The sequence below is a fragment of the Pseudoalteromonas sp. XI10 genome (assembly GCF_001469895.1).
Taxonomy (GTDB): domain Bacteria; phylum Pseudomonadota; class Gammaproteobacteria; order Enterobacterales; family Alteromonadaceae; genus Pseudoalteromonas.
On the sequence record NZ_LOPY01000039.1, the window covers coordinates 16,000 to 30,154 of the forward strand.

Below are 14,155 nucleotides of genomic sequence, written 5' to 3' on the forward strand. Positions count from 1 at the left end.
TTTTAAGAATAAGCAGCAATTAAGCTTTTGGCTCATCTTGCTTATAAGTTTTACGCATGATGTACACGTAAGCACTAATGAATGCGTTTTCTTGGAATTTTTTCAGGCCTGTGTCTTCAAAATCAATAGGTACTGGGTTGCGCTTAAGCTGCTCTTTGATTTCAGTTGCAGATAAAACTTGCACATCTAAGCGCTCAATTAACTGAATAGCCGTTTCCATTTTGAAACCTTTCGCACTACCAGCGAACTTACCTTTAGCTTGGCGCTCTTTGATTGCTACAGAGTCAATTTGGTAATCTTCCATTAATTTTTTGAAATCAAATTGGAATTTACGCATTACTTCTGTGTCATTACCGTTACCTAAGGTAAAACGTGTTTGTCTGACATCACGGATATCAAATACGTCATTGTCTTTGGTTAAAATACACAGTAGTACGTCGCTACCTGTAATTTCTACACCGCATGTTCTCATGGTCATTCTCTAAATAACTTAATTTGCGCAATTATAGCAAGTAACGTTATGAAAAACAGTTGCTTTAAAAATGAATTTTTATAGCGATAACACTATGGTCACTTACACTAATGTCTTCGGTCAGTTGTGTAGGGGAAATATGCTTGTCATAACTTTCATAGTCGAGCGCTTTCACCTTTGAAACTTGGCAATCGGGATTAAAATGTGCAGAAGCTAGAATATAATCTAGTACATTACCTTTACCTTGGTAATAATGGCTAAAGGGTTTGTTTTTCTTATCATAAAACGATCGGCTAAACTCGTAGCTGTCGGTTAAGCCAACAACGGGTTCGTTATGTTCTATGCACGGCTCACAGCGAGTAGGATGAAACCCTTGAGTCATAAACGATAAAGTAGGGCTAGTAAGTACATCGTTAAAGTCACCCATAACGAGCGTTGCACATTGCTTTTCGCGTTGGGTTTTTAGTGCATCATAATAAACAATAGATGCTTCCAATGAACGCGATATTTGAGACTGCATGGTACCCACAGTCTGGTGCAATAACTGCAGCAACGGATCTTCAAGGTTATGAATATTAAGAATATGCGCCATTGATTGCACACGTTGTGACTTAAAGTGAACAACATAAAAGCAGACTTCACCAAAATCAGGTAAATCAATCATGCATTTAATTGGGGTGCGGTTAAATTTGAATTCATTTTGATTGTTTAAGTACTCAAGTAATTCAGGGCATGGTGTCAATGCATCGGCCGATTTAAACGGGTATTTACTGGCAATGGCAACCACAGGATTGAATAACACTTGCGGATAAAGGCTATCATGGGACGGGCTATCGACCGTTTTAAAATAATCATAGCCTGCTTCTTTGCATTGCACTTCTAGAGCATGCTGACTAAACACTTCTTGAAACGCCACCACATCAGGGTTTGCCTCATTTAAGAAATTAGCTACAAACAATTGTTTTTGCTGCCATTGCGTATTGTTATAGCGTTCATGTAATTGGTAAAACGAATAGGGTGGCGCGGTATAATTTAATAAGTTAAACGTTGCAAATTTGAACGTACGCGTGTTTGGCATCTTCATCACCCTAAAAGTACTGACTCACTAAGTATGAAATGACTTAACTAATTGTCAATTTAGTCTTCTAACTACTTGTATTTGAGAACGTGAGCGGCGACAATGGTCGCTTGTATTTGCGAAGACTCAGTAAATACAAGCTTAAATAGCAATGCTTATTCGTAAAAGCGTTGCAGAGTTACATAAAATTTTTTTAAAAATATTACATGTGATGCATTGTAGGCATCACCACTGTATTAAGGATTTATAATGCCAGTTATTACCCTCCCTGACGGCAGTCAGCGTAGTTTTGAAAACCCAGTAAGCACATATGACGTAGCAAGCGATATCGGTCCAGGCCTTGCCAAGGCAACGATTGCAGGCCGTGTTAATGGTACCCGTGTTGATGCATGTGACTTAATCACTGAAGATGCGCGTTTAGAAATTATCACAGCAAAAGATGATGATGGTTTAGAGATTATCCGTCACTCATGTGCGCACCTTATTGGTCATGCAGTTAAGCAGCTTTTCCCTGAAGCAAAAATGGCAATCGGTCCGACCATCGATAACGGTTTCTATTACGATATCGATATGGAACACTCTTTAAGCCAAGATGATTTAGATGCTATCGAAAAGCGCATGCTTGAGCTTGCAAAAACAAACTACGACGTTGTTAAAAAGACCGTAAGCTGGCAAGAAGCACGCGATACTTTTGAAGCGCGTGGTGAAACATATAAAATGGAAATCCTAGACGAGAACATCGCGAAAGATGATCGTCCAGGCTTATACCATCACGAAGAATACATCGACATGTGTCGTGGTCCACACGTTCCAAACATGAAATTCTGCCAACATTTCAAAATCATGAAAGTGGCAGGTGCTTATTGGCGTGGTGATTCTGAAAACAAAATGCTGCAACGTATCTACGGCACAGCATGGGCAGATAAAAAGCAACTTAAAGCGTATTTAAAACGCTTAGAAGAAGCTGAAAAACGTGATCACCGTCGTATTGGTAAAGCGCTTGATTTATGGCACTGGCAAGAAGAAGCACCAGGCATGGTGTTTTGGCACAACGATGGTTGGAGCATTTACCGTGAACTAGAAGACTTCGTTCGTGAAAAACTACGTGAGTACGATTACGAAGAAGTTAAAGGCCCATTAATGATGGACCGTGGGTTATGGGAAAAATCAGGTCACTGGGACAAATACGCAGATGCGATGTTCACAACTGAATCTGAAAAGCGTGAATACGCAATCAAACCAATGAACTGCCCAGGTCACGTACAAATCTTTAACCAAGGTTTAAAATCATACCGTGATCTTCCATTACGTATGGCAGAGTTTGGTTGTTGTCACCGTAACGAACCATCAGGTGCATTACACGGCTTAATGCGTGTACGTGGCTTTACTCAAGATGATGCGCATATCTTCTGTACTGAAGAGCAAATCATGGATGAAGTTTCTGCATGTATCAAAATGGTTTACGACACATACGAAACGTTTGGCTTTGAGAAGATCGTTGTAAAACTATCTACTCGTCCAGAAAAACGTATCGGTGAAGACGAAATGTGGGATAAAGCTGAGCTTGCACTAGCTGATGCATTAAAATCAAACGACATTGAGTTTGATTACCTACCAGGTGAAGGTGCATTCTACGGTCCTAAGATTGAGTTTACACTTTATGACTGTTTAGACCGTGCATGGCAATGTGGTACTGTACAGCTAGACTTCGCATTACCAGGTCGTTTAGGTGCAACTTATGTTGCTGAAAATAACGAACGTCGTACACCGGTTATGATCCACCGCGCAATTTTAGGTTCAATTGAGCGTTTCATCGGTATTTTAACTGAAGAATACGCTGGCTTGTTCCCAACGTGGCTTGCTCCTAAGCAAGTCGTGATCATGAACATCACGGATAAACAAGCAGATTATGTGCAAGAAATTGTACAAAAATTAAATAAACTTGGAATTAGAGCCGCTGCTGACTTGAGAAATGAGAAGATTGGCTTTAAAATCCGTGAACATACGTTAAAACGTATTCCATATTTACTTGTTGTTGGCGATAAAGAAGTTGAACAACAAGAAGTGGCAGTACGCACTCGCACAGGTGAAGACCTAGGCAAATTTAGTGTTGATGATTTCGTTGCAAAAGTAAGCGATGAAATTAAAAATCGACAATAAATCATGAGCGTGTAGGGCAAAACAAACAGCCAACTACACGCTTTTTATTTTATATTCTTGGAGGATCGTACCATTAGAGGCGGCAAGAAAGGGCAACAAACAGCTCAAAAAAATCGTATCAACGAAGATATTACAGCTAAAGAAGTTCGTTTAATTGGCATCGACGGCGAGCAAGCTGGCATCGTGTCATTAAAAGAGGCGCAAGCTATCGCTGATGATGCGGGTGTAGATCTTGTAGAAATCAGTCCTAATGCTGAGCCACCTGTTTGTAAGGTTATGGACTACGGTAAGTTCATCTTTGAAAAAAGCAAAGAACTAAAAGAACAAAAGAAAAAGCAAAAGCAAATCCAGGTTAAAGAAATCAAATTCCGTCCAGGTACGGATGAAGGTGACTACCAGGTTAAGCTACGCAACTTACGCAAGTTCTTAGAAGCGGGTGATAAAGCTAAAATCACTATCCGTTTCCGTGGTCGTGAAATGGCTCACCAAGAAATTGGTATCGAATTATTAAACCGTGTTAAAACTGATTTGGAAGATGTTTCACAAGTTGAATCATTCCCTAATCGTGTTGAAGGTCGCCAGATGGTTATGATGATGGCACCTATTGCTAAAAAGCAATAAACAGGGTATATTACGCACCGATTTTATTTCAGGTCTGCAAGTAACAGTTTACTGTTCACCTGAAATAACCGGTTATAAGTAAGGTTGCACTGCTTTTGTAGTGAGCCTTCACCGGATTATGGCAGTAAGTTAGGCCTTAAAAGTAGAGCTATTTTTATATCTCTCGCCTGCTTGCTAATTTTTAAGCAATACATTTGGAGTTATTGCAATGGCTTACAAGCTAAAAACTCACAGAGGCGCGGCTAAGCGTTTCAAGAAAACTGCTTCTGGCGGTTTCAAGCGTAAACAAGCGCATCTTCGTCACATTCTGACTAAGAAAACTTCTAAGCGTAAATTACACTTACGTCCTAAGATGATGGTTCATAAGAATGACCATGGTCTAGTTTCACGTATGTTACCATTCGCTTAATAGGAGTCTTCAGAAATGGCAAGAGTTAAACGCGGTGTTATCGCACGTGCACGTCACAAAAAAGTTTTAAAGCAAGCTAAAGGTTACTACGGAGCACGTTCACGTGTTTACCGCGTAGCTTTCCAGGCAGTTACTAAAGCGGGTCAATACGCTTACCGTGACCGTCGTGCTAAGAAACGTACTTTCCGTCAACTTTGGATTGCACGTATCAATGCAGCAGCTCGTCAAAACGGTCTTTCATACAGCCGTTTTATCAATGGTCTTAAAAAGACTTCTGTAGAAATCGATCGTAAGATCCTTGCAGATATCGCTGTTTATGACCAAGTTGCATTCGCAGCGCTTGTTGCAAAAGCAAAAGAAGGCCTAGCGGCTTAATTTCGCTTTTCATAAAGTTTAAAAAGGAGCCTAGTGCTCCTTTTTTTGATCTTAGTTAATATTCATTACTAACAACGATTTTGCATAGCGTATGTCGTTTGCTCCATTTTTTTGTTGAATCACCGCAGTTTACGCAATCCATTCAGATTAGTTGTTATAATTTCCCCAATATAGAATAAGTACCGCACTTGAGAGTGATATGTTTGCGAGTTTAGTGTTTTTATCTGCTGCAGTAACTTTAGACAGCCACTTACCCCCATTGTTGCCATGGCAAGGCGATAGTGTGTCTTTAATGCAAGAAAAAGGACCTTTAACCACAGATTTTGAATTAAGCGAAGGCACTTTATCGCCTGATTATGCAGACACTATGGCGTTCGTAGATCGCCTTGTTGCCGCAAACCCAACACAATTCAAAGTAACGACAATTTCAACAAGCAGTGCGGGTCGTGCGGTTAAGATGTTAGTGGCGAATGAGCAAGGTTTGTTTGATGCCAAACAACTTGTTGCTGATACAAAACCAACCATCTTTATTCAAGCAGGCATTCACAGTGGTGAAATTGATGGCAAAGACGCCATGTTTATGTTGCTACGCGACATTGCAACAGGTAAACGCCGCGATATTCTTAGCAAAGTCAATATTCTGTTTATTCCTATTTTAAACGTTGATGGTCACGAGCGTAGTAGCCAGTACAACCGTATTAATCAGCGTGGCCCAGTAGAAATGGGCTTTCGAACGAATGGTCTAAATTTAAATTTAAATCGAGATTACACTAAGCTGGATACACCCGAAGTACGTGGTGTAATGCAGGTTATTAATCAATTTAAGCCAGATTTATACGTGGATGTCCATGTAACCGATGGCGCTGATTACCAATATGATGTGACCTACGGTTATAATCCGGTTTTTTCGAGTGAATCACCAAGTGTGTCACAAGCGTTAGATAATCTGTTTAAACCTGTTATTGATGCCAAACTTGAAAAAGCAGGGCATATTCCTGGTCCATTGGTGTTTGTAATGGACAAGCGCGAATTTAAAAAAGGTTTAGCGGGTTGGGTGGCAACACCACGTTTTTCAAATGGCTGGGGTGATTTACGTTCATTACCAACAATATTAGTTGAGAACCACTCTTTAAAACCTTATAAGCAGCGCGTATTAGGTACTTATGTATTTATTGATGGTGCCATTGACGCTTTAGCTGCAAACGATAAAGCCCTTAATGAAGCGGTTCAAAAAGAGCTCGATTTCAAACCGACGCAATTAGTTGTTGAACGTGGTTATGCAAAAGAGCCAGACACCATCGAATTTAAAGGGATCGCCTATTCAAGAACTGAAAGTGCATTGTCAGGGCAACCTGAAGTTAAATATTTAGGTGAAGCTAAAAACTATGACGCATTACCGGTTTTTTGGCAAAAAGAGGTTAAAAAGACCGTTAACGTTCCTGCAGCGTTTTATATTCCGCCGGCGTACAGCCAATTGGTAAGTAAGCTTAAATTACATGGCGTAGAGGTTACGACTTTGAATGGCTCTGTATCTGAGCCATTAACGCAAGCAAGCGTTGCTGATTACTCATTTGCAAAAGCACCTTTTGAAGGACGTTTTCGTGTAGAGGCGACATTTGATTACAACACCGTAGAAAATGTCGATATGACAGGCTGGTATAAAGTCTCAACTGAGCAGCCATACTCAGAACTGGCTACACACTTACTACACCCAGAAGCGCCAGATTCATTCTTTGCTTGGGGCGAGTTTAATACTATTTTTCAGCGCACTGAATACGTTGAGAATTACGCTTTAATGCCTTATGCACGACAAATGCTTAAAGAAAAACCTGCATTGGCTTTAGAGTTTGATAAAAAAATTCGTGAAGATAAAAACTTTGCAAAAGATGCTGATGCTCGCTTGCATTGGCTCTATGAGCGTACACCGTTTTATGATCAAGGCTATTTAAAATACCCAATTTTAATGGCGTTTGAGCAGTTACAAAAAGGACAATAACATGAAAGTGATTGCTGTTCCTGTTACTGGCTTTGCGCAAAATTGCCGAATTATTATTTGTGAGCAAACGAATAAAGCGGCCTTGGTTGACCCAGGTGGCGATGCAGACAAACTTCAAGCAGAACTTGCTGCTTTAAATTGCCAATTAGAGGCAATTTATTTAACACATGGCCACTTAGACCACGTGGGCGCTGCAAAGCAACTCGCAGAGCATTTTAGTGTTGATATCATTGGCCCACATTTAGATGATAAATTTTGGTTTGATGCCTTGCCAATGCAAGCGCAAATGTTTGGTTTTGCACCAATTACACCATTTTATCCAACGAAGTGGCTAAATCATGGCGATACAATCGTAGTGGGTGAACTTGAATTATCTGTACGGCATTGCCCTGGGCATACGCCTGGTCATGTTGTTTTTTACCACCAAGGTTCAGAACAGGTGATAGTGGGTGACGTGATTTTCCAAGGCTCTGTTGGTCGTACTGACTTCCCGAAAGGGGATAGTGCGCAATTACTCGAATCAATTAAGTCTGAGATTTTATCATTCTCTGATGAAGTTGCTATTTTGCCAGGCCACGGTCCGAATACCACCGTAGGGCATGAGCGAAAAACCAATCCATTTATTAGCGGACGTTTTGGTTAATGCCAACGCGTAACAATAGTTAAGTAGTTTGTAAGTGGATCGGTATAAAATTGCAATTTTTTTGCATAAATAGTAGAAAATAGGCAGACTGATTTTTAAATCAGTTATATAATTTAACCAGTATTTTTACAGAAAAAGAAATAAAATGTCTCTGAACCAAGTAGATCGCCAAATTTTGGCATTATTACAGCAGGATGCTAGCTTATCTACGGCAGAAATTGCCGATAAAGTTGGTTTATCTCAATCTCCATGTTGGCGTCGTATTGCTAAGCTTGAGCAAGATGGCTATATCAAAGGTAAAGTTGCTTTGCTTGATGAGAAAAAGCTTGGCTTTGATATGTTGGTCTATGCCCATGTTCGTCTTTCTAACCACGGTAGAACGAACCTAGCTGAGTTTGAGCGTTTAATTATGAGCTATGATGAAGTAACCGAGTGTTACAGCATGGCGGGTACCATGGACTTCATGCTTCGAATTATTTCTAAAGGTATTGAAGGTTATGAGCAGTTTGTTCGTGATAACCTACTAAACCTTGAGTTTGTTCAAGAAGTTCACTCAAACGTGACCATGACATGCGTTAAGCGTAGTACGTCTTTACCTCTTTAATCTTTTTCTACTACGTTTTATTTTTTCGAAAACGGTTAGTGCTTTTAGGTACTAGCCGTTTTGTTGTTAATAATTGTTAACTTTTGCGGATTTTGCTAGAATTCTGCGCCTTGCCGAAATGCATTCACTATAAAGAGGATCTTAATGTTTAACTTACTCAGCAAAGCGCCAAGCTCTGCTAAAAACGATATTCTATCAGGCTTGACCGTTGCGTTGGCATTGGTACCAGAAGCGGTTGCGTTTGCTTTTGTTGCTAATGTTGAGCCTTTGGTTGGTTTATATGCCGCATTTATTGTTGGCTTAATTACGGCTATTTTTGGTGGTCGTCCAGGTATGATTTCTGGTGCTACCGGTGCACTAGCCGTTGTAATGGTAAGTTTAGTTTTAGATCATGGTGTAGAGTATTTATTTGCTACCGTCTTATTGATGGGGATACTGCAAGTACTCGCAGGTATCTTCAAGCTCGGCAAGTTTATTCGCATGGTTCCGCACCCGGTAATGTTGGGCTTTGTAAATGGTCTTGCGATTGTTATTTTCTTAGCTCAACTTGGGCAATTTAAAGTACCAGACGGTATGGGCGGCCAACAGTGGATGGAAGGGCAAGCACTATATATTATGCTTGGCTTAGTAGCGTTAACTATGGCTATTATTCATTTCTTACCTAAGCTAACCACTGCTGTACCTTCATCGTTAGCTGCCATTGTTACTGTAACAGCGATTGTGATTGGTTTTGATTTAGAAGCTCGCACTGTACTTGATTTCTTAAAAGGAATGACAGGCAATGAGCAAGCGACCATTGCCGGTGGCTTGCCGGAGTTCCATATTCCTATGGTGCCATTTAATCTTGAAACATTAAAAATTATCTTCCCTTACGCTTTAGTTTTAGCGGCGATTGGTTTAATTGAATCGCTATTAACACTGACCTTAATTGACGAAATTACTGAAACCCGTGGTCACAGTAACAAAGAATGTATTGGTCAAGGCGCTGCAAATATTACCTGTGGTTTCTTCGGTGCAATGGGTGGCTGTGCGATGATTGGTCAATCTATGATCAATATTAATTCAGGTGGTCGCTCACGTTTATCTGGTATTAGTGCAGCATTAATACTGCTAGCATTCATTATTTTTGCAGCCAGCCTCATTGAGATGATCCCACTTGCTGCCTTAGTTGGCGTTATGTTCATGGTTGTACTTGGTACATTCGAGTGGGCAAGCTTCAAAATGATGAAGCGTGTGCCTAAGTCTGATGCTTTTGTTATCGTGCTTGTTTCAGGCGTAACCGTAGCAACAGATCTTGCGATCGCGGTATGTGTGGGTGTGATTGTTTCGGCTTTAGTTTTTGCTTGGCAGCATGCGAAACACATTTACACAAGCAATTACATCGATGAGCAAGGCTCTAAAGTGTATGAGCTTCATGGTCCTTTATTCTTTGGTTCGGTTAAGAACTTTGCCGAGTTATTTGATGTTAAAAATGACCCAGAAGACGTGATCATTGAATTCAAACATAGCCGTGTTGCTGATCACAGTGCGATTGAAGCGATTGACAGTCTCGCAGAAAAATACGCAAAAGTGGGTAAGAAACTGCATTTGCGTCATTTAAGCCCTGATTGTATTCAACTATTACACAATGCGCGTGATTTAGTTGAAGTGAACGTAATTGAAGATCCAAATTATAAAGTGGCTTCAGATAAACTAGCTTAAAAATAAAGCAGAGAAAAAGCGGAGGCTGTTGTGGCCTTCGCTTTTTTAATGTCTGAAGAATGCGGTAAGGCTATAAAAAATTAAGATAGGCGGCAGTGCTTTGTTCTCGTGACTATCGGTATAATAAAAATAATTATGAAAGGTAATCTGATATTTTGAATTGGCAATCATTAGTTGATAATCGACAACGCTTTTTCTGGGTTTTGCAAATTGCAGGCTGGATAGGTTATGCGTTAGTTAATTATATCGGCTCAAAAGTCTTTGAAATGCGTGATATTTACGTATTTGTTATTGTATTAAACGCTTATGCAGGCTGTTTAATGACAGTACCTTTACGTTATATGTATCGTAAAGTTTGGAATGCCTCACCTTGGGTATTAATGCTTGTCGTTTTTGGTGCTTCCTATGTCACAGGCACATTATGGGCCGTTGTACAAAAATTCAATTTATGGGAAATCTACCGTCACGGTTACCGTCCAAATGAATGGTTTTATTACTTTCAACAAGGTTTAGATTCGGTTTATATCATTCTTTGTTGGAGTGGTTTGTATTTTGGTATTAAGTATTACCAGCTATTGCAAAGTGAGCGACAAAAGGCTCTAAAAGCAACCACTATGGCTCACGAAGCTCAGTTGAAAATGCTGCGCTATCAACTTAATCCTCACTTTTTGTTTAATACCTTAAATGCAATCTCGACCTTAATTTTGGTAAAAGAGAACAAAGATGCAAATTTAATGGTGTCAAAATTGAGTGACTTCTTACGATACACACTCAATACCGACCCAATAAAAAAGGTGCCATTAGAGCAAGAAATTCATGCCCTCATGCTGTACTTAGAAATTGAAAAAGTACGCTTTGATGAACGTTTACAAGTTAATGTAGATGTAAGCGAGCAGGCAAAAGAAGCCTTGGTACCAAGCTTGATCCTCCAACCCATTATCGAAAACTCGATAAAGTATGCGATAGCGCAACTAAATGAAGGTGGTGTGATTGATATTAAAGCACAAGTTTTTGCAAATGAACTATTATTGGAAGTAGGCGATAATGGTCCTGGCACTGAGCTTAAAAATGGCCAACTGGTTAATTCTCAAGGCGTTGGCATAGCTAATACACAGGACCGCTTAAAAACACTTTATGAGAACAACTACTCGTTTGTTCTCTCTGACAATACGCCAAGTGGATTAAAAGTTAATCTGCGCGTTCCGTTTGAAAAGGCTGTTAAGAAATGAGCAAAATTAGAACTTTGATCGTTGATGATGAACCGCTAGCAAGAAAAGGCTTAGCAGTTCGACTTTCTGAGTTTGACGATTTAGAAGTCATTCGTTTATGTAGCAATGGTCAAGAGGCAATTGATGAATGCTTATCGGGCAATATTCAATTGGTTTTCTTAGATATTCAAATGCCAAATATGAACGGTTTTGAAGTTGCAAGAGCACTTAGTGAGAGCGTAAATCCATTACCCGCTATTGTGTTTGTAACGGCTTTTGACCAGTTTGCAGTTAAAGCATTCGAGATTCATGCGTTGGATTATATTCTTAAACCAGTCGATGACAACAGACTAAAACAGGCGGTAGAAAAAGTGCATACCTATTTAAAAACGCAACAAGATAACGCCCATAAGAAAAAACTAGCGAGCTTTGTTGCAGGTATTACAGGCAATAATTGCGAAGAAATTTTAAAGAAGTTAGCAACGGGCGATAGCCTTGCTGACCGTCGTTATCCAGAATCATTAGCTGTAAAAGAGCAGGGCGAGATTGTTCGTGTGCCTGTTATTACAATTCAATGGGTTGATGCGGCTGGTGATTATATGTGCCTTCATTGCCAAGATGGGCAAACGCATATCCTTCGTAAAACAATGAAAGAGCTTGAACAAGAGCTTGATCCACAACTATTTGTGCGAGTTCATCGCAGTGCCATTGTGAATACTAAGCAAATTAGCAAACTTGTAACTCAAGTAAGCGGTGAGTATCTTTTAGTGCTAGATAACGGCCAAGAACTAAAAGTAAGCCGTAGCTATCGCGATAAAGTGAAAGCAGCGCTCGCGAGCTAATACCAACCCGCAATAATACTTAATCATTTTGAGGGATCAAACCTGTCGCTAACTGCGTTAAAAATTTCTCATTTAGAACAACTAAATAACGAAATTTTTGCCTTGTAATCAACGAGGTTTTATTGCCTCAAAATAGACTACTTAATTAAGCGGATTGGTATAATAGCTGTTCAAAATTTAATAAGTTAAAAAAAGGCGCAATTATTAATTGCGCCTTTTTTAATGAAAATTTGTAACAGATTAAACAGTTACAATCTTCATAGTGTTTGTTGCACCAATAGTTTCCATTGCATCACCGTGAGTTAAAATCACAGTATCACCTGCTACTAGTGAGCCTTGCTCAACAAGTGTGTTTAATGCATCACGTACCATGCTTTCGTCTTCACACTTCGTTGAATCGAAAAATACAGGATAAACACCACGGTAAAGTGCTGTTTGACCCAGCGTGCTTGGATGACGTGATAATGAATAAATTGGTAAACCAGAGCTGATGCGCGACATCAATTTAGCTGTACTACCTGATTCAGTCAGAGTCACAATAGCTTTAACAGAATCTAAGTGGTTAGCTGCATACATCGCAGATAATGCAATTGATTCAGCATTTGATGAAAAACGGCTGTCTAAACGGTGCTTAGAAACGTGAGTTTCTTTTTGTGATTCAGCGCCTAAACAAACGCGAGCCATAGTCGCTACTGTTTCTTCAGGGTAATCACCAGCGGCTGTTTCTGCAGATAACATAACTGCATCAGTACCATCTAATACGGCGTTTGCTACGTCCATAACCTCTGCACGTGTTGGCATAGGGTTATCGATCATAGACTCCATCATTTGTGTTGCAGTAACAACAGTACGGTTAAGTGAACGAGCACGGCTAATGATAAGCTTTTGCTTACCAACTAGGGCTGCATCACCAATTTCAACACCTAAGTCACCACGCGCAACCATTACAGCGTCAGAAGCAAGTACGATATCGTCAATTGCTTCAACGTTCTCAACTGCTTCTGCACGTTCGATTTTTGCTAATAGTTGTGCGTTTGAGCCAGCAGCTTCTGCTAAAGAGCGAACATAACGCATGTCATCACCACTGCGTGGGAATGAAACAGCAATATAATCAACACCAATCTCAGTAGCAGTGATTAAATCTTCTTTATCTTTATCAGTGAAAGCAGGGGCTGTTAAACCACCGCCTAAACGGTTGATACCTTTGTTATTTGAAAGTACGCCACCAACAGTAACAGTCGTGTGAACTAGGTCACCGTCAACGCTATCTACCGTTAATTGAATTAAACCGTCGTTTAATAACAGTAAGTCGCCTGTTTTAACGTCGTTAGGTAGCTCTTTATAGTCGATACCTACTGCATTAACGTCGCCTTGGCCTTTTTCCATTTTTGCATCAAGGGTAAATTTTGCGCCAACTTCTAGGTTTACTTTACCGTCTTTAAACGTTGATACACGAATTTTAGGACCTTGTAAGTCTGCAAGGATAGCAACGTGTTTGCCTAAACGCTTAGCAATGCTGCGTACCGCTTCAGCGCGGTCTTTGTGATCTTGTGCTACGCCATGTGAGAAGTTCAAACGAACCACATTTGCACCTGCACGAATAATTTTTTCTAGGTTGTTATCGCGATCGGTTGCCGGTCCAAGGGTCGCAACAATTTTTGTGCGTCTTAGCATCAAATTCTCCTGTGCGCTCAAATATATTAAGCGAATTGATGGTTATCTATTAAAATGTCGTGCTATAAACCTTTAATATAGGCTTATACATAAGCACAATGTAGAACTCATAAGTAAAAAATGATTGTTTTTACTTATGAGAATCTGGCTCTTTGTATTAATTATAGAGTATACAAAGGGTGAATGACGTTATTATGACACCGGTGTCAGGTAGCGTCAATACACATACCTTTTTAAAGGGTATTATAAAAATCTGGTCCGATGCCTTGGTTATTTTGATATACTGGGGGCAACGTCGCTTCATGATTTCGATGATTTATCTCAAGTTGGCTGTCAAGCTCGCATTTTTGGGCTGCTTGGGTATAATGCGCG

General features: G+C 40.0%; 13 protein-coding genes. 10 read left to right on the forward strand and 3 right to left on the reverse strand.

Translation table 11 applies throughout. The annotated features are described in order from the left end of the window. Positions 1-19: 19 nt before the first annotated feature. Both AUR67_RS08540 and AUR67_RS08545 read right to left on the reverse strand, forming a co-directional pair. A complete protein-coding gene (locus tag AUR67_RS08540) occupies positions 20-472 on the reverse strand; it encodes a DUF3010 family protein (protein ID WP_054561405.1) in 453 nt (150 codons plus the stop codon). Between the two features lie 64 nt (positions 473-536). After that, complete coding sequence (locus tag AUR67_RS08545) at positions 537-1,550, reverse strand: endonuclease/exonuclease/phosphatase family protein (RefSeq protein ID WP_058584951.1); 1,014 nt, start codon at positions 1,548-1,550, stop codon at positions 537-539. A gap of 249 nt (positions 1,551-1,799) precedes the next feature. Here AUR67_RS08545 and thrS point away from each other — a divergent pair, with 249 nt between their 5' ends. The 10 genes from thrS (at position 1,800) to AUR67_RS08595 (ending at position 12,109) form a co-directional block, all read left to right on the forward strand. Next, positions 1,800-3,710, forward strand: coding sequence for a threonine--tRNA ligase (thrS, locus tag AUR67_RS08550; protein WP_058584952.1), 1,911 nt, complete (start codon positions 1,800-1,802; stop codon positions 3,708-3,710). Positions 3,711-3,767: 57 nt separating this feature from the next. After that, positions 3,768-4,331: a translation initiation factor IF-3 gene (gene infC / locus AUR67_RS08555; RefSeq protein ID WP_082401559.1), complete on the forward strand. Its 564-nt coding sequence runs from the start codon at positions 3,768-3,770 to the stop codon at positions 4,329-4,331. Between the two features lie 208 nt (positions 4,332-4,539). Next, positions 4,540-4,740, forward strand: coding sequence for a 50S ribosomal protein L35 (gene rpmI, locus AUR67_RS08560; RefSeq protein ID WP_054554888.1), 201 nt, complete (start codon positions 4,540-4,542; stop codon positions 4,738-4,740). A 15-nt stretch (positions 4,741-4,755) separates the two neighbouring features. Next, a complete protein-coding gene (gene rplT / locus AUR67_RS08565; protein ID WP_036968189.1) occupies positions 4,756-5,115 on the forward strand; it encodes a 50S ribosomal protein L20 in 360 nt (119 codons plus the stop codon). Positions 5,116-5,314: 199 nt separating this feature from the next. After that, complete coding sequence (locus AUR67_RS08570) at positions 5,315-7,111, forward strand: M14 family metallopeptidase (protein WP_058584953.1); 1,797 nt, start codon at positions 5,315-5,317, stop codon at positions 7,109-7,111. A gap of 1 nt (position 7,112) precedes the next feature. Beyond that, positions 7,113-7,754: an MBL fold metallo-hydrolase gene (locus tag AUR67_RS08575; protein WP_058584954.1), complete on the forward strand. Its 642-nt coding sequence runs from the start codon at positions 7,113-7,115 to the stop codon at positions 7,752-7,754. Between the two features lie 145 nt (positions 7,755-7,899). Continuing rightward, positions 7,900-8,358 carry an Lrp/AsnC family transcriptional regulator gene (locus AUR67_RS08580; RefSeq protein ID WP_036968198.1) on the forward strand — a complete coding sequence of 153 codons (459 nt, stop codon included), beginning with the start codon at positions 7,900-7,902 and terminating at the stop codon, positions 8,356-8,358. A 144-nt stretch (positions 8,359-8,502) separates the two neighbouring features. Next, on the forward strand, positions 8,503-10,059 hold the full coding sequence (locus AUR67_RS08585) for a SulP family inorganic anion transporter (RefSeq protein WP_058584955.1): 1,557 nt from the start codon (positions 8,503-8,505) through the stop codon (positions 10,057-10,059). Between the two features lie 155 nt (positions 10,060-10,214). Further along, positions 10,215-11,288, forward strand: a complete 1,074-nt coding sequence (locus AUR67_RS08590; protein WP_054554884.1) for a sensor histidine kinase — start codon at positions 10,215-10,217, stop codon at positions 11,286-11,288. Beyond that, a complete protein-coding gene (locus AUR67_RS08595) occupies positions 11,285-12,109 on the forward strand; it encodes a LytR/AlgR family response regulator transcription factor (protein ID WP_054554883.1) in 825 nt (274 codons plus the stop codon). Before AUR67_RS08590 ends, AUR67_RS08595 begins: the two co-directional genes overlap by 4 nt. A 240-nt stretch (positions 12,110-12,349) precedes the next feature. On the opposite strand, the gene pyk is transcribed toward AUR67_RS08595, so the two are convergent. Continuing rightward, positions 12,350-13,783, reverse strand: a complete 1,434-nt coding sequence (gene pyk / locus AUR67_RS08600) for a pyruvate kinase (RefSeq protein ID WP_054561412.1) — start codon at positions 13,781-13,783, stop codon at positions 12,350-12,352. Positions 13,784-14,155: the final 372 nt, after the last annotated feature.

Bases quoted from the DNA above. Each gene is read 5' to 3' on its own strand.
- AUR67_RS08540 (WP_054561405.1), bottom strand. From the start codon at position 472: ATGAGAACATGCGGTGTAGAAATTACAGGTAGCGACGTACTACTGTGT.
- AUR67_RS08545 (WP_058584951.1), bottom strand. From the start codon at position 1,550: ATGCCAAACACGCGTACGTTCAAATTTGCAACGTTTAACTTATTAAAT.
- thrS (WP_058584952.1), top strand. From the start codon at position 1,800: ATGCCAGTTATTACCCTCCCTGACGGCAGTCAGCGTAGTTTTGAAAAC.
- rpmI (WP_054554888.1), top strand. From the start codon at position 4,540: ATGGCTTACAAGCTAAAAACTCACAGAGGCGCGGCTAAGCGTTTCAAG.
- rplT (WP_036968189.1), top strand. From the start codon at position 4,756: ATGGCAAGAGTTAAACGCGGTGTTATCGCACGTGCACGTCACAAAAAA.
- AUR67_RS08570 (WP_058584953.1), top strand. From the start codon at position 5,315: ATGTTTGCGAGTTTAGTGTTTTTATCTGCTGCAGTAACTTTAGACAGC.
- AUR67_RS08575 (WP_058584954.1), top strand. From the start codon at position 7,113: ATGAAAGTGATTGCTGTTCCTGTTACTGGCTTTGCGCAAAATTGCCGA.
- AUR67_RS08580 (WP_036968198.1), top strand. From the start codon at position 7,900: ATGTCTCTGAACCAAGTAGATCGCCAAATTTTGGCATTATTACAGCAG.
- AUR67_RS08585 (WP_058584955.1), top strand. From the start codon at position 8,503: ATGTTTAACTTACTCAGCAAAGCGCCAAGCTCTGCTAAAAACGATATT.
- AUR67_RS08595 (WP_054554883.1), top strand. From the start codon at position 11,285: ATGAGCAAAATTAGAACTTTGATCGTTGATGATGAACCGCTAGCAAGA.
- pyk (WP_054561412.1), bottom strand. From the start codon at position 13,783: ATGCTAAGACGCACAAAAATTGTTGCGACCCTTGGACCGGCAACCGAT.